18 protein-coding genes are annotated in these 20876 nt (G+C 44.0%); 8 read left to right on the forward strand and 10 right to left on the reverse strand.

Features of this window, described 5'->3' with window-relative positions; genetic code table 11:
* Positions 1-9: 9 nt before the first annotated feature.
* Genes BDI_RS03970 through BDI_RS03980 form a run of 3 tightly spaced genes read left to right on the forward strand, consistent with a single transcriptional unit; the run spans position 10 to position 2755 of the window.
* Positions 10-936 carry an efflux RND transporter periplasmic adaptor subunit gene (locus BDI_RS03970; protein WP_011966172.1) on the forward strand — a complete coding sequence of 309 codons (927 nt, stop codon included), beginning with the start codon at positions 10-12 and terminating at the stop codon, positions 934-936.
* Entirely contained in the window at positions 933-1994 is a 1062-nt protein-coding gene (locus tag BDI_RS03975) for a sensor histidine kinase (protein ID WP_009017289.1), read from the forward strand. Before BDI_RS03970 ends, BDI_RS03975 begins: the two co-directional genes overlap by 4 nt.
* Positions 1991-2755: a LytR/AlgR family response regulator transcription factor gene (locus tag BDI_RS03980; RefSeq protein WP_009017290.1), complete on the forward strand. Its 765-nt coding sequence runs from the start codon at positions 1991-1993 to the stop codon at positions 2753-2755. Before BDI_RS03975 ends, BDI_RS03980 begins: the two co-directional genes overlap by 4 nt.
* Here the strand turns inward: BDI_RS03980 and BDI_RS03985 are convergent.
* The 5 genes from BDI_RS03985 to BDI_RS04005 form a co-directional block, all read right to left on the reverse strand.
* Positions 2750-4819: a sensor histidine kinase gene (locus BDI_RS03985; protein WP_009017291.1), complete on the reverse strand. Its 2070-nt coding sequence runs from the start codon at positions 4817-4819 to the stop codon at positions 2750-2752. The genes BDI_RS03980 and BDI_RS03985 overlap by 6 nt on opposite strands.
* An 80-nt stretch (positions 4820-4899) precedes the next feature.
* Positions 4900-6669: a sensor histidine kinase gene (locus BDI_RS03990; RefSeq protein WP_008779767.1), complete on the reverse strand. Its 1770-nt coding sequence runs from the start codon at positions 6667-6669 to the stop codon at positions 4900-4902.
* A 15-nt stretch (positions 6670-6684) separates the two neighbouring features.
* On the reverse strand, positions 6685-7371 hold the full coding sequence (locus BDI_RS03995) for a response regulator transcription factor (RefSeq protein ID WP_005857410.1): 687 nt from the start codon (positions 7369-7371) through the stop codon (positions 6685-6687).
* 180 nt (positions 7372-7551) lie between these two features.
* The gene (locus BDI_RS04000; protein ID WP_008779768.1) at positions 7552-8541 is read right to left on the reverse strand and encodes an N-acetylmuramoyl-L-alanine amidase; all 990 of its coding nucleotides are present in this window, start codon (positions 8539-8541) and stop codon (positions 7552-7554) included.
* 77 nt (positions 8542-8618) lie between these two features.
* A complete protein-coding gene (locus tag BDI_RS04005) occupies positions 8619-9197 on the reverse strand; it encodes a 3'-5' exonuclease (protein ID WP_005857406.1) in 579 nt (192 codons plus the stop codon).
* A 245-nt stretch (positions 9198-9442) separates the two neighbouring features.
* On the opposite strand from BDI_RS04005, the gene BDI_RS04010 reads away from it, so the two are divergent.
* Positions 9443-9889 (forward strand): cold-shock protein, encoded by a 447-nt coding sequence (locus tag BDI_RS04010; protein WP_009017294.1) that lies wholly within the window; start codon positions 9443-9445, stop codon positions 9887-9889.
* A 43-nt stretch (positions 9890-9932) separates the two neighbouring features.
* Positions 9933-10754 carry a 3-methyl-2-oxobutanoate hydroxymethyltransferase gene (gene panB, locus BDI_RS04015; protein ID WP_005862774.1) on the forward strand — a complete coding sequence of 274 codons (822 nt, stop codon included), beginning with the start codon at positions 9933-9935 and terminating at the stop codon, positions 10752-10754.
* A 9-nt stretch (positions 10755-10763) separates the two neighbouring features.
* On the opposite strand, the gene BDI_RS04020 is transcribed toward panB, so the two are convergent.
* The gene (locus BDI_RS04020; protein WP_011966174.1) at positions 10764-12170 is read right to left on the reverse strand and encodes a phosphatase PAP2 family protein; all 1407 of its coding nucleotides are present in this window, start codon (positions 12168-12170) and stop codon (positions 10764-10766) included.
* A 140-nt stretch (positions 12171-12310) separates the two neighbouring features.
* On the opposite strand from BDI_RS04020, the gene BDI_RS04025 reads away from it, so the two are divergent.
* The gene (locus BDI_RS04025; RefSeq protein ID WP_009017295.1) at positions 12311-13657 is read left to right on the forward strand and encodes a cobyrinate a,c-diamide synthase; all 1347 of its coding nucleotides are present in this window, start codon (positions 12311-12313) and stop codon (positions 13655-13657) included.
* Here BDI_RS04025 and udk read toward each other — a convergent pair.
* The 3 genes from udk to BDI_RS04040 all read right to left on the reverse strand — a co-directional run bounded on the left by udk (position 13614) and on the right by BDI_RS04040 (position 17343).
* Positions 13614-14243: a uridine kinase gene (udk, locus tag BDI_RS04030; RefSeq protein ID WP_005862771.1), complete on the reverse strand. Its 630-nt coding sequence runs from the start codon at positions 14241-14243 to the stop codon at positions 13614-13616. The genes BDI_RS04025 and udk overlap by 44 nt on opposite strands.
* 608 nt (positions 14244-14851) lie before the next feature.
* On the reverse strand, positions 14852-15529 hold the full coding sequence (locus tag BDI_RS04035; protein WP_008779772.1) for a porin family protein: 678 nt from the start codon (positions 15527-15529) through the stop codon (positions 14852-14854).
* 5 nt (positions 15530-15534) lie between these two features.
* A complete protein-coding gene (locus BDI_RS04040; protein WP_005862770.1) occupies positions 15535-17343 on the reverse strand; it encodes a PBP1 and LysM peptidoglycan-binding domain-containing protein in 1809 nt (602 codons plus the stop codon).
* 104 nt (positions 17344-17447) lie between these two features.
* Here BDI_RS04040 and BDI_RS04045 point away from each other — a divergent pair, with 104 nt between their 5' ends.
* A complete protein-coding gene (locus BDI_RS04045; RefSeq protein WP_008779773.1) occupies positions 17448-18791 on the forward strand; it encodes a gliding motility-associated C-terminal domain-containing protein in 1344 nt (447 codons plus the stop codon).
* Positions 18766-19749, forward strand: coding sequence for a lytic transglycosylase domain-containing protein (locus BDI_RS04050; RefSeq protein ID WP_008772325.1), 984 nt, complete (start codon positions 18766-18768; stop codon positions 19747-19749). Before BDI_RS04045 ends, BDI_RS04050 begins: the two co-directional genes overlap by 26 nt.
* A gap of 110 nt (positions 19750-19859) precedes the next feature.
* On the opposite strand, the gene glsA is transcribed toward BDI_RS04050, so the two are convergent.
* Positions 19860-20825 (reverse strand): glutaminase A, encoded by a 966-nt coding sequence (glsA, locus tag BDI_RS04055; protein ID WP_005857387.1) that lies wholly within the window; start codon positions 20823-20825, stop codon positions 19860-19862.
* Positions 20826-20876 lie beyond the last annotated feature (51 nt).

Genomic DNA, 20876 nt, shown 5'->3' on the forward strand with positions numbered 1-20876 from the left:
TAGTATAAGATGAAAAAGATATGGATTCCTGCGGCTCTTATGGCATTGGCCGCATGCAGTATGACAAACAATGCGGAGAAAGGACAGGGCGATTCGCAAGACATAACTGCCCGGCCCGCTATTACTCAAGTAGCAGAAAACGTACCGTCCGAACCATCCGTGGATAGCGTAGAGGTGGATGGGATTTCCTCGGCTACGGCCCTTCCGAATCACTCCTCTTTCAACGGGATCATGGTAGTTCCCCCGCAGCGGCAGGCTACGGTTACATTGACGATGGGAGGCACGGTTCATGCTACTACGCTGCTTCCGGGCGATTATGTGAAGAAGGGCTCCGTGGTCGTCAGCTTGGAGAATCCGGATTTTATCACGTTGCAACAGACCTATTTGGATGCCCATGCCCAAACGGAATACTTAGAGGCTGAGTATAAAAGGCAACAGCGTTTGAGCGAGCAAGAAGCGGCCTCGCAAAAACGTTTCCAGCAAAGCAAGGCGGATTATCTTTCCATGAAGAGCCGTCAAGATGCCGCCGCCGCGCAACTCGCTATCCTAGGTGTCTCCGCCGGCGATCTTCTGGAAGACGGTATCCAACCTTATTTGGAGGTAAAAGCGCCATTAAGCGGTTATGTCGCCGGGCTGTCCATTAATCTCGGTAAATACGTGAACGCGGGCGAACCGATCTGTGATGTGATCGATAAAGGCGAGACTCTCCTTTGCCTGACCGCTTATGAGAAGGATTTAGCGGACTTATCCATTGGGAACCAAGTACAGTTCCGGGTGAATGGAATGGGGAAGGAGACCTTCCATGCGGTCTTGATCTCGATCGGACAGGAGGTGGACGAGACGAGCCGTTCCTTGGAAATGTACGCTCGGGTGAAAGAGACGAATCCCCGTTTTCGTCCCGGTATGTATGTTTCCGCACGGGTAGAGAAGAAATGACTATCTTTGCCTTCATGAAGAAAATGAATATAAAGAATAAATATGTGTTCTCGTTGGTCATCATATCGATCATGGTGGCCTTCTTGATCCATTTCCCGGAATTGGTGTCGTTGTTTGACGTTACCGGGCAGAACGCTCTTTTCCCGGATATGTCGGTATTGGATGTAGCGAATGAGGTCTTTTTCACCTTCGTGTCCCTCTTGCTGCTATTTGCGATGAACACGTATGTCTTTGGTTTCAATCGGCAGAAAGCGCGTATCTCTTGGCAGAAGGTCCTTCTCTCGTTCGTAATGACTTGGTGCGTGAATAATTTATTAGGAAAAGGTTTCGTGTTCTTGCACCATCAGTTTGATATTCCGGCGATCGACGCCTTGGTACATCATTATCTGCATCCGTTGAGGGATTTTATCATGTCGTGTGTCGTTACGGGGAGTTGCTATATGATTTACCTGATTCGTCAAAGCCAGCAAGTACAGGTCGAGAACCAGCAATTGCGGGCGGAGAATCTATTGAACCAATATGAGGCGTTGAAGAGTCAGCTTAATCCTCATATGTTATTTAATTCCTTAAATACGCTCCGTTCCTTGATCCGGGAGACTCCCGGGAAGGCACAAGAATATTTGCAGGAGTTATCCCGTGTCTTACGTTATACCTTGCAAGAGAATGAGTGCCGTAGTGTTACTTTACGGGAGGAGATGGATTTCGTGAACGCTTATATCTTCCTTTTGAAAATGCGCTATGAGGATAATCTAGTCTTCGATATAGACTTAGGGAAAGAGCACGAGTCTAAGCAACTGCCTCCTATGTCGGTGCAGCTTTTGATCGAGAACGCCGTGAAGCATAACGAGATCAGCAACCGTCATTCATTGACCATATCCGTTCGTTCTGGCCATGATTCCTTGACGGTTAGCAATCCTATCCAACCGAAATTGACACATAGCGGAGGCACCGGTATTGGCTTGGTGAACCTGAGTAAACGTTATAACCTCTTGTATAAGAAAGATATTTCCATAAAAGAAGATGCTAGTATATTCAGCGTAACAATCCCTTTGGTATGAAAGCTTTGATAATAGAAGACGAGAAAGCGGCTGTCCGTAATTTGATGGCATTGCTGGGAGAGGTTGATCCGGATATCGAGGTGATCGATGTCCTAGATAGTATTACGGATAGTGTTGAATGGTTTCAATCGCATCCAATGCCGGAACTTATCTTTCTGGATATCCATTTGGCGGATGGTTCGGCCTTTGAGATCTTCGGTCATGTAGATATCTCTTGCCCGATCATTTTCACGACAGCCTATGATGAATATGCGCTGAAAGCGTTTAAAGTGAATAGCGTAGATTATCTGTTGAAACCGATCGACGCGGATGATATACGGAAAGCTTTGGATAAGTTGTCACGGTTACAATCGACGGCTGTGGAGAAAGAAGCGATCGATTATTCCGCTGTCATGCAAGCCTTGAAGCGGGTGGAAGGATATAAAACGCATTTCTTGATCCCTGTGAAAGGGGATAAGCTGCTACCTGTTTCCGTGGATATGATCTTATTTTTCTATATAGCGGACGGAAATGTAAAGGCGGTGATGACGGACGGGAAGGAATACCTTTTCACGCAAACCTTGGATGAGTTAGCCGATAGCCTTGATCCTGCCTTGTTCTTCCGGATCAATCGTCAGTACTTGATATCCAGAAAGGCGGTGCAAGATATCGATCTCTGGTTTAACGGACGCCTTGCGGTCAATTTGATCGTACCGACCTTGGAGCGTATATTGGTTAGCAAGGCGAGAGTGCCGGATTTCAAGACGTGGTTTACGTCATGATGGATTATCAAGAGGGTTGTAGGGATGGAGTACGATGAACCGGGCTCCATGCTTATACGTCGGGTCTAATTGAATGGAGCCACCTAAATGCTCGATAATTGTTTGGCTGATGGATAACCCTAAGCCTGTACCCTGCGCGTATTCATCTACCTTTTCGAAACGCTCGAATATGACTTTCTGCTTATCCTCCGGTATTCCACATCCGGTATCGGTTACGGTGATACGTACATGCTGCTTGTCCTCATCTATTTGATAAGATAGGTTGATCTCTCCTTCTTTCGTGAACTTGCAGGCATTGGTCAATAAGTTTATCAATAATTGTTGGAGACGTATCGAATCTGTCTGGATATGTAAGGGGTCTTCAGAAGGTGTATAGGTCAATTGAACACCCGGAAAGACCCGGTGCTCTACACTTGCCAAAGCGTTCCGGCAACAATCCGATAAGCTTGTCTTCTCTATAATGAACTTCATATTCCCGGATTCTAGGCGAGAAAGGTCAAGAATGTCATTTATCAGATTAAGTAATAAATAAGAGTTATTGTTGATAATGGAGAAAAACTCTTTCTTTTCGCCAGCGGAAATAGATTCATCGGATATTAATTCCGAAAAGCCGACAATCGCGTTAAGCGGCGTACGGATCTCATGGCTGATATTGGCGATAAACGTGCTTTTCATCTGGTTGGCGTGTTCCGCTATCTCTTTGGCTGTACGAAGTTGACGCTCGGACTCTACTAAGGCTTCCTTGTCTTTCATAAGTTCTCGTTGGTAGCGGCGTGCGGAGCGATAGGACTTGTATACGATGTATAGCATCACTAAAAGCACGATCGATACTACGAGTAGAATAATCATTAACAACCTTTGGGTATGCAGTTGTTGTTCACGTAGCTGTAGTTCATATGCCTGCATCTCTTGATTGTTTAGATCATGTAATGTCCGGAGCTGATTGATCTGCCGGTTGAAGGCCTCGTCATGTAACATCTTGGTATGTTCTACAACTTCTCTACTAAATGCGAGCGCTTCTTTATAACGTCCCAATGCTTCGAGTATCTCGACTTTCAGCTCCGAGGTTCGTATATCTTCTTCTGTTAATTTATTTTTATCTATGATATTCAGCGCCCTTTCATACATACCTATTAAATAGTAATACTTGGCGAAAACGAAGTTGTAGCAGAATTCCGTATAATCATCTCCGGTTTTCTCTACGATCGGTGTCGCTTTCAACAAGGCGTCCAATGTCTCCTTGGGCTTGTCTTGAAGGACATACATATCCGCATAAAAAACATACATTAACGCACGGCAACGATCCACGGGGAAAGCGGTTCCTTGCTCTTCATTCTCTCTTTCTCTATCTTGGATCATTTCATCGTAACGAGTTAATAATTCCTTGGCTTCGGTGAAATGGTCGGTTCGAAGATAAGATTCGATGAGGTTTCCCATGTATTGCATCTCGAATTTCGGATTGTCACCTCGTTTCTGTAATAAATCGAGACCTTCCCGATAAGCTACTATCGCATCACTATCCCGATGTATCTCTTGATAGATTAAACCTAGGTTCTCATTGCAACAAATCAATCCATATTCACTTTTTGTATCACGGGCATAGTTGTATAGGCTGATCGCCCCGTTCATTGCTAACTCATAATTGCCGTCCCATAGATCCATTTGGCAAATGAATCCTCGTGCATCGAATAATGCGTCTGGAACCTCATTCTTGGCCGCGGCCAATGAATCTATCTTATGCGACCAGTAAATCAGGCTATCCCTGTTTTGTATATTGTAATAATGGCGGGATAAGTTGGCCCATGCGTAATATAAAGAAGCATGACCTTTCAAAGTGGAGCTTGCCACATCCGCCATTTTGTTTAGGTAAACAATCTCCTTGGGCGTTTGCCTGTACATTGTCGCTAAATCTTTATATAACTCGATCTGTTCATCTACGGTTGGCGAGGACTTTAATAGGGATAAAAGACTATCTTCCCTTTGTTGGGTAGTATAGGTGTTTTCCGCTAAAGAAAACATTGGGATCATTAAATAGATAAATAATACTAAATAGGTATTTCTCATGATATTGTATGATGTTCAATACAAAAATACATTTTAATATTAAATATCAAGCGTATGTTATGGAATTTTCGAGGTCTGCCTTATAGTTTCTTTTTCAAAGTGAAGAAAAAAGTAACCCCTTTTCCCGGACTGCTCTTCGCCGATATTTGTCCTTTATGAAAATTAACCCCGTTTTTAACGATAGATAATCCTAATCCGGTTCCTCCGATCTTACGACTGCGTCCCTTGTCTACCCGGTAGAAGCGCTCGAATATGCGATTGATATGTTCTTCCGGGATACCCACTCCATTATCGGAGAAGCTAAAGTAATAATATTTAGGATCTTCTTTATAGCAGTTGACGGTAATCTTTATGTTTTCTCCCGCATAAGCGATCGCGTTGTCATATAGATTCCGGAATATGGAATAGAGTAGGGAGTTATTCCCGAACACGGTCGGATCTCCCGGGAGGATAATTTCCGACGTGATGTGTTTTTCTTCCATATCTTGGGAGCATTCTTTTTGTATCTCGGCGATAAGCTTCGTGATATTTACTTCCGTGAGGTCGAACATCTCGGATGCCTCGTCAAGTCTGTTTAATACGGAAATATCTCGTAATAATCCTGTAAGGCGGGTACTTTGGGAATAACAACGTTCCAAGAAAAATTGACGTTTGTCCGGACTCAAATCTGGGTTGGATAGGATTGTTTCCAAATACCCTTGAATGCTGCTGACCGGTGTTTTCAGCTCGTGAGAGACGTTCTGCGTAAGCTGTCGTTTCATCCGGCTTTCTTCTTCTTGACGGGATATATCATTAATAGAGATCTCATAACTATTATCGAGGAATAAAATACATTCGATCAAGAATATTTTACCGTTCTTGTCAATAGTCACGGACTCTCTTAATACTTTCTTTTTCCGATTCAGATTCCGGATATTCTTATTCAAGAAGGTACGGATTGGTTCTAATTCGGCTATATCAGTAACGTCTTCCACTTGGTGGATCTGGGTGTCGGATATGACATTTATGAATTGAATGAATAGGATGTTAGAAAGAATCTCCCGCCCTTCACTCGTAAACATAGCGAATCCTTCCTTGGAATATTGGAAATGTTTGATAAGCTTTTCCCGTTCCATGGATAACTCGTTTTTCGCTTTCTGCTGCCGATGGTATAAGGTTACGATATTCTGTGAGATATCACCTAGTTCATCATTCGGGAAAACATAATCGACCGCAGGCATTCGATCTTTCTCTACGTTTAAGGCGAAATCCCTTAGTTTGGATATCGTTTTACCTATGCTGAAAGTAAAACGGGAAAGGACAAAGAAGAAAATCAAGGTCATCAATGCCATGAAATAAATGAAGTCCTTGTTTACCGTCAATATCCCTCTTACATATGGATCATAGGGCAGGGCTGAGCGGTAAATATAACCTCCTATATTCGATGCCGAATAGAAATACCTTTTTCCCGTAGATTCCGAGGAACGGATAGCGAACCCTTCATTATATAATCGGGCTTTGCGTACCTCGCTTCGATCGTTATGATTATTGAACTCATCCGTCCCGCTATTATCAAATAATACGTCGCCGGACGGATCTATAATGGTTACCCGCAAATCCTTTTGAGGGATGTCGTCCATGAAACTTATTACGGTCTTGTTGATGTCCGTACTTTGTTGGCATTTGCGGAATAATTGGTAATTATAGTTACTCAACACATTGTTCAACTTTTCTTGCGCGAACTCCCTTTCCCGCTGATATTGGAATAGCAGGAAACAGACCGTAAAGCCCAAGAACATAAAAAAGACCGACCAGAAAAGCCGTTGGCTAAACGGTATCCGGTGTCTTTTCTCACCATCTATCTTTACCATGATTCAGCGACAATATTAGCATTCAAAACAATAACCGAAACCTAAGCGAGTTACGATGTTCTTTCCATAAGGACCTATTTTCTTACGTAACCGGGTGATGTTGACATCGATGGTACGGTCTAGAACATATACCTCGTCTTTCCAGATGCGAGACAGTATTTCCTCTCTGGAGAAGACGTTCCCTTTATTTTCCAATAGAAGTTTTAGTATCTCAAACTCTTTTTTGGTCAATGGAACTTCCACCCCGTCTACCGTAGCCTTGATGCGTTTCGTATCAAGAGCTAATGTCTCATACTCGAGTTTCTCAATCTCTTTTTCTTTTGATTTCTCGGAAGTTCTTCTTAGTACGGCCTTAACACGCGCTATCACTTGGCGGATGGAGAAAGGCTTGGAGATATAGTCGTCCGCCCCGAGATTGAACCCTGTGAGCATATCGTTCTCCGTATCTTTGGCCGTGAGGAAGATGATAGGGGTATTGGCCGTCTTCTCATCTTGTCGCAGGATACGTGCCATCTTGAAACCGGAGATTTCTCCCATCATGACATCCAACAATAATAAATTGTAAACGGTCAGATCCTTTTTCAATGCCTCTTCCGCACTATAGGCGGTATCTACTTCATAACCTTCTATTTCTAAGTTGAATTTAAGGATCTCACACAAATCCTCTTCATCATCCACTACAAGAATACGAGTTGTTGCCATAAGCTGTTCTGTTTTTAAAAGAGTGCCTTACGGCTCTCCATATACAAATATAATTATTTTTGGCAAAGAACGGATATTCTTATTTCGGAGAAATGAAATATATGTTACATTGCTGTTAAGATCGCTCATATAACATTTCTGCCGCAGGATATGTGTTAGTATAATAGATCATTAGGGATGCTACTTCCTATAATAATTATAATCCGTGACAAAACCCTCGCAAAGCCAGTTGGCCAAGGCTTGCCGATTGTTGCTGAGGATGATCCGTTGTTGGTCGTATTGGTTTTGTATGTTGCCCAATTCGACGAATACGGAGGTCGGGGTCGTGTGACGTAATACATATAAGTTACGATCGTCTACCGTGCCCGAGAATCCCCGGCCCGGCTGGTGGCGGTTGTATTTGCGCGAGAAAGTGGATTTCATCGTTTTAGCCAAGCGCTTGCTCGCTTGATCCTTGGGCTTATGATAGAAAAAGACATCGGTCCTTTGATGCCGGCTCCGGCTGTCCACATGGATGAATATCGCTCTCTTATAAGTTTCTTTATCTTTCCGGCTCAAGCTGTTTATCTTGGCGCAACGCTGATCCAGACGGCTTACTTGGCTGAGGGGGATCGGACTACCCATACAAGTTTCCCGTTTGCTGTTATTGAGGAATTGCTGGTCACGTATTCCGTCCTTTGCGTCTTGGATGATAATATGTACCTTTGCGCCTCGCGTTAAAAGATTGCGTGCCAGACGTAGCATGATATCGTAAGCGTATTCATCCTCATGCAATTCATGGGAGCCCATTTTACCGATCGCCCCGGGGTCTGGACCGCCATGACCGCTGACCAGATAAAAGCAAGCTCCCTTTAAATCGGAAGAGGTTACTTTGTAACTGGCTAGCGACTTGCCGAATAGGGGCTGATAATTCTTTTTCTGAGGGGCGGAGGCGAGCGGAGGCAAGGTATATTTTACGCCCATGCGCAGAGTGTTATTTTTACCCAACTTCCCTTTATTAAGCTCGATAAACTCTTTCTGATACGTCCCGCCGGTACGGTTGAAGCGTTTGAGAAAAAGAGTGATGCCCTCTCCGTTTTTCGGATACGCCTTTTCTTGGGCAGTCAAGGAACCTGTATATACGAGAGCGATAATAAAGAAGAAAATACGGATACTATGTTTCACAGACATCTTAAAAATTGATTCTACGCCGTAAAGATAATTAAATCAACCTATAGTCAAAAACGATAATTTATAAAAAGAATCAATCAACCCATAAATGAGAGGGAGGATATCCTATTATAAATTTCTTTGGTTAATTGAATATCATAGGATGCGTCATGCAATTTAGCGGAATCTATTTGTATGCCTAAAGCCCTTGCCACTGTTTCCTGCTTGAAATCTGTCATCTCATGCCGTTTGCGCATCAAATGCTGGGTAGACAATACCATTACGTCGATCGAGTTCACCCAGAACCATGAGTAGAAATAATTATCTCCGTTCTGTACGAAGAAGGCTTTCAAGAAGTGATTATCGAAAGAGGCGTTGTTGTATCCAACGAGGAAGAACTTGTCTTTTTTATCAAATTTGTCCACGTATTTGGACAGCATGTTCACGAATTTAACGTACACCTCTCGCATGGGAGGATAAGCTTGTATCTGTTCCTTGGACACGTTGCAAATGCGAAGCGCTTCTTCCTCTATCTCACATTGGGGGTGTGGGCAGACATTGAAATTAAAAGATTCCTTCGTAACCCCATCAATTACGATCTCCCCACTTATTTGGTGGACGCCATTTCTCCAGTATTTTATGCCGGTAGTCTCTAAATCAAAAAAAAGTAGTTTCATAAATGCTTTTTGGTATAGGATGCAAAAGTAAGTTTTTTTATTCTTAAATGAGAGGATCTATAAGGTTTTCTCCGTTTATTTTATTATCTTTGCGAAAGTTTGAGTCTAGAATCATTATCGACATAGTTCTTCTTTTTATATTATTATTAAGCGGATCTCTCCTTTAATCATCAATTCTCACGCTAAGTTAGTATAAACAACGCTTCACGGAACGTGAGGCCCTAGTATAAATTAAAATCGACTGTATGGCAAAATACGCATCATTTGGTAAACGTGAAAACGAGAAAAAGAAACAAGCCCGCCGAGTAGAGAAACAGAACAGGAAAGAGGAAAGAAAATCGTCCGGCAAAGCGGCTAGCTTTGAGGACATGATCGCTTATGTGGATGAAAATGGGATGATCACCTCTGTCCCTCCCGAACTTCGTCAAAAAGAAGAGATAAATCAGGAAGATATCTTGATCTCGACTCCTAAGAAAGAGGATGTGGCTCCCGTTATCTTAAGGGGCAGGGTAGACTATTTTAATGAGGCAAAAGGGTTCGGGTTTATCCGTGACTTGTCGGGGACGGAAAAGTATTTCTTTCACGTGAACAATGTTGTGGATGATATCTCCGTGAACGATATCGTGACGTTCGACCTTGAACGTGGCGACAGAGGCTTAAGTGCCGTGAATGTTTGTCTTGAAAATAAATAATAATACTTACCTTTGCGGCCGAAACAATTAATAAAAATATAATATGTCTGTCGCAAAAGTAGATGATAATAGAAAGGTGACCACACATCGCTTGATAGAGATGAAGCAGCGTGGCGAGAAAATATCCATGCTTACCGCCTATGATTATTCGATGGCGAAATTGATCGATCAAGCAGGAATGGATGTGATCTTGGTGGGAGACTCCGCTTCTAACGTAATGGCTGGAAACGTGACCACTTTGCCGATTACGCTCGACCAGATGATTTACCATGGTAAATCGGTCATGAAAGCGGTGAATCGTGCGCTGGTGGTGGTAGACCTGCCTTTCGGTACGTATCAAGGAAACTCTAAAGAAGCCTTGGCCTCCGCTATCCGGGTGATGAAAGAGACGCATGCCGATTGTATCAAGTTGGAAGGCGGGGCTGAGGTTCGGGAATCTATCGAACGTATCTTGTGTGCCGGTATTCCAATTATGGGACATTTAGGATTGACGCCGCAATCGATCAATAAATTCGGTACGTATACGGTACGTGCCCGTGAAGAGGCCGAGGCTAAGAAACTGATCGAGGATGCCCATTTGCTAGAGGAGATAGGTTGTTTCGCCTTGGTGTTGGAAAAGATCCCGGCGGAGTTGGCGGCTCGTGTCGCTTCGGAGCTTACGATCCCGGTTATCGGCATTGGCGCCGGTGGAGGCGTAGATGGTCAAGTGTTGGTTATGCATGATATGCTCGGTATCAATCAAGGCTTTTCTCCTCGTTTCTTACGTCGCTACGCTAATTTAGGGGAGGAGATTACCCGTGCCGTACAAGCGTACATCGAGGACGTGAAATCTCAAGATTTCCCGAACGAGAAGGAGCAATATTGATTTTTAAATCTACCAAAGCATGATATTTACCGATGCTCCGAGCGTCAAGGCCTGTAAGGTCTTATGATGCTCGAAGCGATCGGTTTCTTTTTTGGGGTTGGCTATGTATGATACGAATCGTGAGGGGATAAAAGTATAATCGAGAAATACCCGCACATTTAGATTAGGATGCAATATGTATGAGAAAGAGGCGTTTGTGCTATATCCTATATTAAACGCTTTATTCGTGTTTACGATCTCTTTCTCAATCGTTTCCGGTTTGCCTTCCTCCACGCCCAATGCTGATATTCGGGAGGCTGGGCTGTAATTACATCCGATTAGCAGTTTCGTGCCCAAGAGAAATCGATTGGTCACCGGATACGATAGGTAGGAGCCGATGTATCCGCCGATCATGTCGAGAGGATCGGATTTTAGGGCGTTCACTTGATAGGTCGTACCGGGAACTGTCGGATTCGCTAAGGGTTTCGTAAGGGATAAAGGCATGCTTGTCGCCGAGATGCGTCCGCCGAAGCCTATATAACGATTCATGAACCAAGCGCCTTCAAATCCGGCCGTACTTCCCGGCGATGCTTTTAATCGCACATCCGGAGCCAGATTAAACTTTGTCGGCATCAAGCTAAACCCCATATAGATTCCGAAAAAAGAGGGATTTCGCTGGTAATTGAATGTCTCGAATCCCAGATAGCTATGGGTGATACCTTTGTCCTTGAAGATCAGATCCGTTAGAAAATATCCGACCTCGGTCGATAAGATCCCGATTCCGGCACCAACCATTACATCCGATAGCCAGTGCTTGTTATTGAGCATACGGGATACGGCCGTGGCGGTCGCTACCGTATAGCCTCCTATACTATACCAAGGACTACGGGTCGTCCCGTATTCTTTATGCAACATGGTGGCGGCCATAAATGCCATGGCCGTGTGCCCGGAAGGGAAAGAATGATTGTTCGAACCATCCGGACGGGTGACATTTGCCGTATGTTTCACCGTATTGATGGTCGCTCCCATGATACTGGCGGTGATGGCTTCGGATACGAGCATTCGGGACCAAGAGCTTCTTCCTTGTACACCGCCTATTTTTAAGCCAAGCATCGCTACGGCAGGTAGATATTGCAGGTAATCGTCGTAATGGTATCGGAAATTTGGAATATATGTATTGCGCAAACTCTGAAAATGATCGTCCTCATTCTTGATAATCAAACCGCTAACGATCAACGGTACCCCGATATAGGTCATTTGGAAAACATTGCTGGTAATTATCTTGTCGGTTTGTCTTTGGATTCTTCCCCAAGTAGATAAAGGCGCTAGATTGGAACTGTCGTTCCGGTGGGTAAAAGCGCTTGTTTGGGAAAAAGTCGTGCCCTGAAACATTGATATGCAACAAATACTATATAATATGGTTAATCTTGTTTTCACTAACTACTTATTCTTTTTGTTTCATGCAGCGAATATAATAGGATCGATTTATAGTATAACAAGAATTTATGTTATTTCTATGTTACATTTACGAGTTGGTTTCATATCTTTGTTTCCCAGATATATTAGAAACAGAATACATGAGATCTCATTTGCTAATAGGTGCCGCTTCGTCGGGAAGCGGGAAGACTACTTTTACCTTAGGATTGCTTCGTGCCTTGAGAAATCGTTCTTTACGGGTGCAGCCTTTTAAGTGTGGGCCGGATTATATAGATACTCGTCATCATAAAATGGCGGCTGGTTGCGCTTCCGTGAATTTGGATGGTTTCATGATGTCGGAAGGGCATATCAAGGATTTATATGCCCGATATACCTCGAATGCGGATGTAGCCGTGACCGAAGGGGTGATGGGGCTGTTCGATGGCTACGATGCCATGCGAGGGAGTAGTGCGGAGATCTCCGGTTTATTGCGGATACCGATCGTATTGGTGGTGAACGCTAAAAGTACGGCTTATTCGGTAGCTCCCTTGCTTTATGGCTTCCGGAATTTTCGGAAAGATCTGAATGTCGTGGGGGCGGTATTTAATTTCGTGGCGTCGGAGAGTCATTATTCTTTCTTGAGACAAGCGTGTGAGGATGCGGGTGTGGAAGCGTTAGGCTATCTACCGAAGTGTGCGGATGTAGAGATCCCGAGCCGGCATTTGGGGTTGTCGTTGGATGAGGATTTTTGCTTTGAGGAGTTTGCGGACCGGGTTGCTTGCTTGGTGGAGGAGCATGTGGATATAGACCGCCTGTTGGCAATCACGGCTTTGCCAGAGCGACAGCCAGTTCCTCGGGTTAAGGAAGTCATGAGGACTGTTTCAAAGGCAAACTTAAATATAGCCATCGCCCGTGATCCCGCTTTTAATTTCTCATATGAGGAAAATATACATTTTTTATCTACTCTAGGCAAGATTACCTATTTCAGTCCATTGAGGGATGATTGTTTACCGGAGGCCGATTTTGTCTATTTGCCGGGTGGATATCCCGAGTTGTATTTATCGGAGTTGAGCATGAATTCCGGGATGCGTGAATCGATTCATTCCTTTGTGGAAGTGGGGGGCAAGTTGCTGGCGGAATGTGGGGGGATGATGTATCTCTGTAAAGAGATTATCGGTACGGATGGGAATGCCTATCCAATGGCCGGTGTATTACCGCAATCCGCCACGATGGAGAACATGAAGTTACGTTTAGGGTATCGGACTTTATGCTATAAGAATGATGTCTTACGAGGGCATGAGTTCCATTATTCCCGGATCGTGCCTATGGAAAGTCCGCTGCCTTCGGTAGCGAAAGCCTTTACGGCGAAAGGAGGTCAAACGGATACCCCGCTATATCGCTACAAGAACGTATTGGCGGGGTACACGCATTTATATTGGGGAGATCCTTGTCGGAACGATTGGTTTATTGATTATCTGTATGGGGAAGCCCCAGATTGTTCTCGATAAACATTTTCAATATATTGATGGCGATCTGGTTGCTTCCTCCTTCGGGTATAATTAGGTCGGCATATCGTTTGCTAGGCTCTATAAATTGCAGGTGCATAGGCTTTAGTACCCGGGTATAGCGTTCCATTACCGCTTCCGCCGTGCGTCCTCTCTCGATCATATCCCGTTGGATCACACGGATAAGACGTTCGTCCGAATCTGTATCGACAAATACTTTCAAGTCCATCAAGTCTCGTAATTGAGGGTCGCATAAAGCGAGGATCCCTTCGATGATGACAACATCACGAGGCTCGATATGAATGGTCTCGGGCAATCGGCAGCAGGTAAGATAAGAATAAGTCGGCTGCTCGATGCATTTCCCCTCTTTCAGCAAGGTGACTTGCTCAGAGAGGAGCGGCCAATCAAATGCGTCGGGATGGTCGAAATTAATGTATTGACGCTTCTCTACCGGCACATGACTGTTATCTTTGTAATAAGAATCTTGAGGGAGTAATACGACCTCGCCGGGAGGTAAACTTTCTATGATCTTTTTTACCACCGTAGTTTTCCCGGAACCAGTCCCGCCCGCTATACCTATAATTAGCATGATTTCTTATATTAATCCATATTTATGTTTATAAATGCAAAGGTACTAAATATTTATAGTGGTAGTATTTCGCTATTAATAGAAAAAACGAGATAAAAAGAGCTGAATTCTATGTTGTATAGCATGTTTGTCTTAAATAAGGTTAATAGGTGAGCTTTTCTTGTTGGAAAATTATGCTGCATAACATAAAGTCTCTATATTTGCACTGTGTTTTTCATGGTATTAGATTTAAGGTTAACAATGAGATTGGCTGTCCGTGACGGATGGCCTTTTCTTTTATAGTAGGTCACCTCAACAATAATGATAGTTAGATGCGTTCCCCATTGTATTCATGATTTATTACTGTAGAACCTTCCTGTTGGATAAAGGTATTATCGGAAGTAGCTTGTACGCCTGTATCCAAAGATCATTTCACGGATGTGAAATGATCTTTTCACAAGGGTGAAACGATCGTATCACGAGCGTGAAAAGATCTCTTCACTGGTGTGAAAAGATCAGATCGTCCGGAGATTGGCTATACTATCCACCGTTCTTATCCCTTGAGTGGGATTACTTGCGGCACAGATCTTACGATTGGTTGTTACGATATTATCACGGGCCCATCCCCTTTATTTGCTAAAGATGGGAATCAGATAGGTTAGTTTCGCGGATATTATTTGGCTGGAAGATTTAGAGAATGTGTCTCCTTTACGGCTATTGAACATATCGCCCAGCGCATAGTAATAACGACCTTCCAACAGGAAAGAGCCTATTCCGGTGCGGAGCTCGATTCCCGGTCCGCCGCAAAGCCCCCAATCGAACTTCTTTTGGACTTCCAATGTATGTTGTTCGTCCGGACGGTTCGCGTTCGGGTTCTCGCCATTAAGGTTCGACTCCGTGCTTTCGCTCAGCGCATAACCGATTTTAGGCCCTAGATTGACGAATACACGCACTCGCTTGCTTCCGAAATGGATGTGCGTCAAGAACGGAAGCTCCATATAGTTTACCGTACGGCTATATTTATATTGAGGTTTCTCCTCAAACTTCTCTTCCCATCCATGTTGGGTAAAGTTCAATTCCGCCTGTATGCCTAAATTGGGTTCCGTATTCCAACGTATCGTCGCTCCCCCGTTAAACCCAAGTTTCATCTTCGTAGGGACTTTTGGGGCAAAACTTACGCTAGAGAAATTTAATCCGAAGGACGCTCCAACCGCAAGCTCTTGCTTAAAAGTACTTTTCTGCGCATGGCAAATCGATAAGCTTGCCATGCACAGAAATATCGCTACAAATATCTTTTTCGTCATCATATCAATTATCTTACCTCACTGCGGGTTACCGTATAATCATTCTTGTAATGTACAATAAACAAGTTCGTATTGATAAAACCGCCCCAATTATTCACTCTATGGAAATCGAATCCGGTCTGGATGCTCTTATAATGGATCTTGTCTAGATTATTCTCGAAGTTCGAGCCATATTTATTGATGGCACCTAGGAAATACATACCCGTGTCAAAGCCTAGGATTCCATATTTCGGGAATGTGTTGATTAAATTCTTGCTATACCAGTTTTTATAATCGGAATAAAAGCTATGGACTTCCGGAGATAAGTTGTCCGCATAGAAATTACTATAGATATAGGTGTTCAATGCGTAGAAGTCCTCCAGACACTCTCTTGTATAGGTCTGCCATTCCGGATAACCGAATAGGTTGACCATATAAGGCTCTTTCTCCTCCTCTTTCAACTCGGAAAGCATACGGAGCGGTGCCTTGATCTTATTCACCGCATCTAAGGAGGCGGAGGTTGGCAATACCACATTCCGCTTGTCCCTTACCATGGCTGCCTCTATATCCGTGGCGAAAGTATCCCCTTTATAAGTTACTTCCTTGAACGGGATATCGCGTTGCTGCATCTCCGTCTTGAAGGCTTTGATAAATTCCGGCTTTTCTTCTTTATCCTTTATATTGACAAGTATGATATTGTAATCCGAGAATAAATCGCATCCGGCTTGTGCCGCCTTGGAGTATAAATAGGAATGAGGTGTGTTTACTTGATAAACATTCGCGTTTGACAAGACATCATCATTCTTGGAGGTGAAAGGGATCACGTATTTGATATTGTGCTTTTGAGCGAAATCTGCGATCAATCCGATTTGGTCGTTCTGTACGGCACCAATGATCAAATTAGCGTTTGATAACGCATCTTCTTTCAATATCTCCTTGACTTTCTTCGTACCGTTTCCAGTATCATATACCGATAGCTCGATAGAGGTTCCCATATTTCGTAAGCTGTCGACCGCCAATAGCAATCCCTCGTAATATTCCACGAAACGGGAGGTTGCGGATGATTGCGTTGTCTCGTTCGTCATGAACGGCAACAATAAGGCGACTTGGATACGGTTCACCTTCTTTATATCTTTAGGAGTAGAGAGGAGGGCGTTCACCTCACGCTCTTCCGGCTGTCTTATGTTTTGGGTGATCACTTCTTCACTGGCTACCGGTATCTTGATAACCATGCCCGCTTTCACTCCGTTTTTCAGCTCGGGGTTGAGTCTTAAAAGCTCCACGCTGGAAATATCGAACTTCCGGCAGATACGGTACATGGTCTCTTTTTTCTGTATGGTATATTCCATTTCCTTCTGTACGGTCTTTTTTTCCGTAGTAGGCAAGGTTTCCAGTCGTGTCGGCGGGATCCGGATATTCTTGCCAATCGTAAAGGTCGATGTGGAGAGACCCGGATTGGCGGCGATAATATCCGTGGCGGGCACTGAATATTTAATGGATAAAGAGTACAAGGTCTCTTTCGGCTGGATCGTATGGTATGTATAGTTATCTGCTTTGCCGGAAGGTGCGATAGCGGAGTCCTTCTGCGGGATTCTTAACGTAGAACCGGCCTTGATCCCTTCTTTACTTTCCGGATTCAACCGATAAATATCCTCTACGCTTACGCCATACATGGTCGCTATGGCGTATACGGTTTGTCCGCGTTCGATGGTATGATAAAATATATCGCTCCCTTGTTCGTTAGTAAAAATAACTTGCTTATTATTCTTTTGGGAATAAACGGTTACGCTCGATAAACTTAAAAAGAACGTCAATGCGTATATACTAATCTTGTTCATTTGCTGTTCGGAGTATTTTGTGACAAAGATAGTGAATTTTGCTTATCATGCTACGTATGTCCTTTTATTTCCCTAATTTTGGAACCGTAATTTTTAGACTATATATGCTAAAGAAGGAATTAAGAAAGATACTGTTATCGCTAAGTTTTGTGTTTGTAGTGGCTGTCTCGTATGCCCAATATGTGGTCACGGGAGGAAGTGGTAGTCCGATGAAAGCATCGCAGAGTTCCGGCGATTCCGCTGAGCGGCTTGAGGTCTACTTGGTGTATGGAATGGATAACGTGACGATTAGTTATACTTCATCCTCTTCTTCTTCGCATCAATGGTACCGTTATAAAACCAAACGATTGGAGGCTGAGAAAGTCGCTTCCACCCAAAATGGAACTACTTCCACCATTCGGAATGTAGAGGAGGGATATGGCTATTTTGTCGAGGAAGGAGCCGTATCTCGTTACGTCTGGATCGTTGATTACAGCAAATACACCTTAAACATATCCAACCTGCATGTCTCTGATAATAGCGATCCATGTAGCGGATTGGTCTTGGCTGGGACAGGTACGATCCAACCTATTTATTATTATTGGCCGAATACGGGAACAAGACGTGAACTGTCTCGCCAATTTGATGTTATTTATAATACATTGGAATACAATTCGGATAAAAAAGAATATACCTCTAAACAAGAGACGGCGGTCATCGAGGGTAATTTGTTCGGTAAATCCATTCCCGCTCCTTGGTGTGATACGGAGATCTGTGTGAAAGGCGATTATTTCGCTCGTCATTTTGGAAAGGAGGTCACGCTTTGTATCGATGAATATCAGGCCGCTGCGGTAGATGCTCATATAGACACGTTGCTGATTGAGCAAGAGGCCCCGAATATGAATACGACGAAGAGCGGTTATTGCGCTCCCGCCACTGTTCAATTCTCGGCTATCGCGAATACGCCGACAGCCGCCCTGTTTAATTGGAAAATCTATCGGCAAGGGGAAGAAGATAATCCGGTTGTTCGTTTTACGGGTGAGGAAGTGGATTATACGTTCAACCAATCCGGGACTTTTATCATCAAGTTGGAAGTAAGCGACCAAAGCACTACTTGCAGCACGGAAGATGAGGTTCAGATTGATATCTCGGAGTCTTATCTGATGATACCGAACGCATTCTCCCCGGGTACCACGCCCGGAATTAATGATGAGTTCCGGGTTGCCTATAAGTCGTTGGTGAAATTTAAGGCATGGATATTTAATCGCTGGGGCCTACAGATGTATTACTGGACAGATCCGGCCCAAGGATGGGATGGTAAGAAAGGTGGTAAATACGTTCAGCCGGGTGTGTATTTTTATGTGATAGAAGCCGAAGGTTCCGATGGTATTAAGTACAAGGAAAAAGGCGATATAAACATTCTTAGACCTAAAACAATTCAAGATGAAAATGAGAATATCCAAGAATAATTTAGCTAGTTTTTTATGTGGAGGCGTCGTTTGCTTGACCGCATGTATCTCGATGGGTTCGAATGACGTGGAAAAAGTGATAGAGAGCCGTCCGGTTGTCTCATCCATGACCCTGTCGCCGGATGTTCCGTCCTCGGTTCCTTTTTGTGGGAAACTAATCGATATTACCCGCTATGATATGCGGGAAGCCTATGACCGTGAATTGAGTAGCTTTACTTATTTCCATTCTACGACGATGCTTCTGATCAAGCGGGCGAACCGTTATTTCCCGGTGATCGAGCCGATCTTGAAGGCGAACGGCATTCCCGATGATTTCAAATATCTAGCGGTGATAGAAAGCCATTTGGACCCCCGTGTATCCTCTCCGGCTCGTGCTGTCGGGATGTGGCAATTACTGGAGGGCACGGCAAGGGAGTATGGTTTGACAATCACCCCGACGGTCGATGAGCGTTGCCATGTGGAGAAAGCGACCGGGGCGGCTTGCCGCTATTTGAAGGCCGCCTATAAGAAATATGGAGATTGGGCGGCGGTAGCCGCTTCTTATAATGGCGGCATGGGACGTATATCCGGTGAGCTGGTCAAACAAGATGCGGATTCCTCCTTTGATCTCTGGCTGGTGGAGGAGACTACCCGTTATATTTATCGAATCATGGCGATCAAGCAAATTTTCGAGAATCCGTCGAAGTACGGTTTTGTGCTTCGTGCCCGTGACCTGTATAAGCCGATCCCTACCGTAGACGTGGCTGTAAGCCAAGATATACAGAATCTGTCGGCTTTCGCTAAAGAGCATGGGATCACTTATGCGGACTTGAAACGTTTTAATCCTTGGCTCCGTGATCGTAAGTTGGTGACAGGTGGGAAGACCTATAAATTAAGCATTCCTCAAGAAAAGGATATGTATTATAAGACCCCGAATACGGAAGTATACGATTCGGCTTGGGTCGTGTCGGAGAATTGATCCGATTTTTATTGATACAAAAAATAAAGTGTTTCATTTAGATGGTATAACAGCCCATCGTAATGAAACACTTTTTCTATACTACTTCTCGTTTAAACTGATTCAGTCTATTAGTCAACGATCGTCACACGGTGACCGTTGAACACGTTCAATCCGAGTTTATTCATTACATACTTAATAGCAAGCTGTGCCTTTACAGAGTTACCAGCTTGGTCAATAGGAGGAGCGAATGCGGAAATACCGAATTGTCCGGGAAGTACACCCATGACACCACCGCCTACGCCAGTTTTTGCGGGAATACCGGAAGTGTACAACCAATCACCGGTGTGTTCATAAAAACCTACGGTAGAGATCATGGAAGTGATCTTCGGAGATAATTCTGCATCGAATACTTGTTTCTTTGTCACAGGATTGAGACCTAAATTTGCGACCGTAGCGGCAGCGACAGATAGTTGCTTAGCCGTGATACCCAAAGAACATTGACGGGTATACAGATCCAAAGACATATCCGGATCGTCATAAATGCGATTGTAATTCTTTAGCAACCAAGCGATGGAGCGGTTATTGAAGTTCGTTGCGGACTCGGATTTGTAGAGTTCGTCGATCAACTGCGGTGCGCTTCCGCATAAATCCGTGATATTGGCTACGATAGCATCCCACTTCTGTTTGGAATCACCGACAGGCTTCACCATACTACAAGCCGTGATAGCGCCGGCATTTACCAATGGGGTAGAAGGATGGTCGTTTTCCAATAGGATAGCGATGATGGAGTTAAATGGCAATCCGGTAGCGTCGGCACCAATTTTCTCCAATAATTCTTTCGCTCCGTATTGGCGCAGTACCAAGATAGCGGTGTGTACTTTCGATACGGATTCGATACCGAAACGATATTCGGAATCTCCCACCTCGATGGTTTGTCCGTTTAAAAGGCAAATACTGATTCCGAATAGATTTTTATTGATATTCGCCAGATAAGGAATGTAATCGGCATTCTTACCATCCGTATTTGTCTTGTAAAGATCGTAAGCCTGTTGAGCTACTTCCTTTATTTGGGCGATCGTTATTTTTTTGTCCATATATGAATTGGATTAAAGAAGGCGTGTATGAAAACACTGATAGTCCTTTCA

Source organism: Parabacteroides distasonis ATCC 8503 (assembly GCF_000012845.1).
Taxonomy (GTDB): domain Bacteria; phylum Bacteroidota; class Bacteroidia; order Bacteroidales; family Tannerellaceae; genus Parabacteroides; species Parabacteroides distasonis.

Bases quoted from the DNA above. Each gene is read 5' to 3' on its own strand.
- BDI_RS03970 (WP_011966172.1), top strand. From the start codon at position 10: ATGAAAAAGATATGGATTCCTGCGGCTCTTATGGCATTGGCCGCATGC.
- BDI_RS03975 (WP_009017289.1), top strand. From the start codon at position 933: ATGACTATCTTTGCCTTCATGAAGAAAATGAATATAAAGAATAAATAT.
- BDI_RS03980 (WP_009017290.1), top strand. From the start codon at position 1,991: ATGAAAGCTTTGATAATAGAAGACGAGAAAGCGGCTGTCCGTAATTTG.
- BDI_RS03985 (WP_009017291.1), bottom strand. From the start codon at position 4,819: ATGAGAAATACCTATTTAGTATTATTTATCTATTTAATGATCCCAATG.
- BDI_RS03990 (WP_008779767.1), bottom strand. From the start codon at position 6,669: ATGGTAAAGATAGATGGTGAGAAAAGACACCGGATACCGTTTAGCCAA.
- BDI_RS03995 (WP_005857410.1), bottom strand. From the start codon at position 7,371: ATGGCAACAACTCGTATTCTTGTAGTGGATGATGAAGAGGATTTGTGT.
- BDI_RS04000 (WP_008779768.1), bottom strand. From the start codon at position 8,541: ATGTCTGTGAAACATAGTATCCGTATTTTCTTCTTTATTATCGCTCTC.
- BDI_RS04005 (WP_005857406.1), bottom strand. From the start codon at position 9,197: ATGAAACTACTTTTTTTTGATTTAGAGACTACCGGCATAAAATACTGG.
- BDI_RS04010 (WP_009017294.1), top strand. From the start codon at position 9,443: ATGGCAAAATACGCATCATTTGGTAAACGTGAAAACGAGAAAAAGAAA.
- panB (WP_005862774.1), top strand. From the start codon at position 9,933: ATGTCTGTCGCAAAAGTAGATGATAATAGAAAGGTGACCACACATCGC.
- BDI_RS04025 (WP_009017295.1), top strand. From the start codon at position 12,311: ATGAGATCTCATTTGCTAATAGGTGCCGCTTCGTCGGGAAGCGGGAAG.
- udk (WP_005862771.1), bottom strand. From the start codon at position 14,243: ATGCTAATTATAGGTATAGCGGGCGGGACTGGTTCCGGGAAAACTACG.
- BDI_RS04035 (WP_008779772.1), bottom strand. From the start codon at position 15,529: ATGATGACGAAAAAGATATTTGTAGCGATATTTCTGTGCATGGCAAGC.
- BDI_RS04040 (WP_005862770.1), bottom strand. From the start codon at position 17,343: ATGAACAAGATTAGTATATACGCATTGACGTTCTTTTTAAGTTTATCG.
- BDI_RS04045 (WP_008779773.1), top strand. From the start codon at position 17,448: ATGCTAAAGAAGGAATTAAGAAAGATACTGTTATCGCTAAGTTTTGTG.
- BDI_RS04050 (WP_008772325.1), top strand. From the start codon at position 18,766: ATGAAAATGAGAATATCCAAGAATAATTTAGCTAGTTTTTTATGTGGA.
- glsA (WP_005857387.1), bottom strand. From the start codon at position 20,825: ATGGACAAAAAAATAACGATCGCCCAAATAAAGGAAGTAGCTCAACAG.